The organism is Pseudactinotalea sp. (assembly GCF_048594945.1).
Taxonomy (GTDB): domain Bacteria; phylum Actinomycetota; class Actinomycetes; order Actinomycetales; family Beutenbergiaceae; genus Pseudactinotalea.
In genome coordinates this window covers 1-2,751 of record NZ_JBMDXJ010000234.1, presented here as the reverse complement: position 1 = coordinate 2,751, position 2,751 = coordinate 1, and the positions used below count along the sequence as shown (strand labels likewise).

Annotated in this window: 3 protein-coding genes and 1 pseudogene; 1 reads left to right on the top strand and 3 read right to left on the bottom strand. The window is 70.4% G+C overall.

The features are described 5' to 3' along the window. The 3 genes and pseudogenes from ACOJSN_RS10125 to ACOJSN_RS10115 form a co-directional block, all read right to left on the bottom strand. Nucleotides 1-229 (bottom strand): annotated as a pseudogene (locus ACOJSN_RS10125) (hypothetical protein); the annotation flags it as partial. A gap of 193 nt (nucleotides 230-422) precedes the next feature. After that, nucleotides 423-1,055, bottom strand: a complete 633-nt coding sequence (locus tag ACOJSN_RS10120) for a response regulator (RefSeq protein WP_420112371.1) — start codon at nucleotides 1,053-1,055, stop codon at nucleotides 423-425. An 8-nt stretch (nucleotides 1,056-1,063) separates the two neighbouring features. Beyond that, nucleotides 1,064-2,287: a sensor histidine kinase gene (locus ACOJSN_RS10115; protein ID WP_420112370.1), complete on the bottom strand. Its 1,224-nt coding sequence runs from the start codon at nucleotides 2,285-2,287 to the stop codon at nucleotides 1,064-1,066. 250 nt (nucleotides 2,288-2,537) lie between these two features. Between ACOJSN_RS10115 and ACOJSN_RS10110 the strand changes: the two genes are divergently transcribed. After that, the coding region (locus tag ACOJSN_RS10110) for a glycerophosphodiester phosphodiesterase family protein (RefSeq protein ID WP_420112369.1) at nucleotides 2,538-2,751 on the top strand (214 nt) is incomplete at its 3' end.

Here is a 2,751-nt window from a genome sequence, read left to right as displayed (position 1 = left end):
GATAATCCTGGAACGCGATCACATTCCCACCCAAAGCGATGTACTGAAACACCACCACCACCGCAATACCCGGCAACGCCAACAACAACACCGGATGATCACGACGCAACCGCGCCCACCACCCCTGACCCGGACGAGGCGCGGGTCGGCCCGACTTGCCGGCACCACGGTGTGGACGGGTGCGGGTGTCGTCCTGCTCGTCGTTCTCGCGGGCGGTGGTCGTCGTCACGACCGGCACGCCTGAGTGGTGGTGGCCGCGGGGGCGGCGGTGGTCGTGTCAGTGAACGTCGGTGTCCGGCCGTCGGCCATCTCAGCTCCTTCGGATGAGTCCGTGGCGGCCATCGTGCGGGAGCAGGCCCTTAATTGTCAAGCGCCTGTGATTAATCCGCTGCGCGCTGACCCCGCCGAGTCAGGCTCGACCGTCAGTCGAGGCTGACCAGACCCGCGCGGAAGGCAGCCAGCACCAACTGGACCCGGTCCCGGCTGCCCGTCTTCCGGAGCAGCTCCCCCACGTGCGACTTCACTGTCGCCTCGGCGATCCAGAGCTCGGCGGCGATCTCCTGGTTCGAGAGCCCACTTCCGATCGCGACCAGGACCTCCCGCTCGCGCGGCGTCAGCTCAGCCACCCCGGGCACGTCCTCGACCTCACGGTGCGTGAAGTCCGAGACGAGTCGCCTCGTGACGGTCGGCCCGAGCAGCATGGAGCCATCGGCCACGAGACGCACCGCCTCCACCAGCCGAACCGCCGTGGTGTCCTTGAGCAGGAACCCGGATGCTCCCGCGCGGAGCGCGTCGTAGACGTACTCGTCGAGGTCGAAGGTGGTGAGGATCAGCACCTTGGTCGCCGGATGGTCGGCCGTGATCCGCTCGGTCGCGAGGATCCCATCCATCACGGGCATTCGCACATCGACGACGGCGATGTCCGGCTCGGTCCGTGCCACCAGCTCGAGGAGCTCGGCGCCGTCGCCGGCCGTTCCCACCACCCGCAGGTCGGTGGCCGCATCGAGGATCGACGCAAACCCCGCGCACACGAGCGCCTGGTCGTCTGCGACCACGACGGTTATCAACGCTGGTCCTCACCCGAAGGCAGAGACACGACCAACGTCGCCACGCCGTCGAGCACTCCCGCCTGCAGCGACCCACCGAGCGCGGCGACCCGCTCACCCATGCCGAGCAGACCTCGACCGGGTGCGAACGCGCCTCCGGGCGCGGCCGTTCGGTTGGCCATCTCCAGGCCGACGACGGCGGCACCGCGCGTCCGCGTGATCGTCACCTTCTCACCGGGTGCGTGGCGGCGCGCGTTCGTGAGTCCCTCCTGGACTGCGCGGTAGAGCACGTAGCCGGCAGCCGCAGGAACGGTGCCCCACTCGCCGGCCAGCTCGATCTCTTGCCCTGCTGACCGCGCCTGCTCGAGCAGCTCCTCGATCTCGGTGGCGGTCGGTTGCGGCCGCGTGGCGGCTGGCTCGTCGTCAGTACGGCGCAGCACCGCGAGCGCGTGCCGTAGCTCGGCGAGCGCGGCGCGGGCGTCATCGCCGATGTCGGCCAGCAGTTGCCGAGCGGGCGCGTCGAGGTCCTGTTGGAATGGCGCGCTCTCGGCCCGAACCGCGACGAGCGAGATGTGATGGGCGACGACGTCGTGCAGGTCGTGCGCCATGCGTGCCCGCTCCGCGGCGAGAGTGGCGACGGCGGTGGCCTCCTCGCTCTCGCGGGTCGCCACGCGCTGGCGTTCAGTCGCGCTGTGCGAGAGGCGCACAGCGCCTGCGGTGAGGAAGACGGCGACGATCGCCACGAGGTACACCACGAGGGAAATCCATCCCTCGCCGGCCTCGGCGCCCGAGGTCACCGGGCCTATCGGGAGCAACGCGACGACGTCGGTGGTGCAGTACCAGAGTGCGATCAGGGCGGAACCGGCAGCGGGAACGGCACCGTGGCGCCACCCCCGGCGGTACGTGACCGCGACCGTGGCCGCCAGCAGCGCCAGCAACCAGCCCCACATGAACCACCGGAACCACAGCAGCCCGAGGAACGGCGCGAGCATCCCGAGCGTCGCCGCCACCGGCCATCGGGGAGCGAGCGCGACGCCGGCCACGGCCACCACACCCGCCGCGATCACGTAGCCGAACTGCGGTGTAAACCCGATCGAACGCTCGACGTCCGGCGCGGTGCCCGGCGTCGCGACCAGGAACGCGGCCACCACTGCGGCCAGCGCCACGGTGAGCCAGTCGATGCTCGGGAACGCGGCACGGGCACCGCTGGGCGCGGCTGCGGCGTCGGGCTGGCTCGTCATGCCTCGATCGTGTCCGACACGCCATGCCCCCGCCACCGCCCACGGTCGGAGATGTGCCCGCGGCGCCCGAGCGAGCAGCCGAGCGTCGCCGGCGTGCGAGTCAGTGCCTCCTGGGCGAGACAGTACGGCACGCGGTACTGACTCGCCCGGGAGGCACTGACTCGGCGTTCACGGGGGCGCTGCTGCCGGTTCATGTCGGTCATCTACCGTCGCCAGTGACTGCCGGCCGAGCTTGACGACGGGATCCCAGATGGACGTGTACGCACACCGAGGCGCTTCGATCGAGCTGCCCGAGAACACGCTCGCGGCGTTCGCGCGCGCGATCGAGATCGGTGCGGAAGGGATCGAGCTGGACACCTACCGGGCGAAGGACGGCGCCGCCGTCGTGATCCACGACGACACCCTCGACCGGACGACCGGTGCGACCGGTCCGGTGAAGGAACGCACCGCCGTCGAGCTGGCCG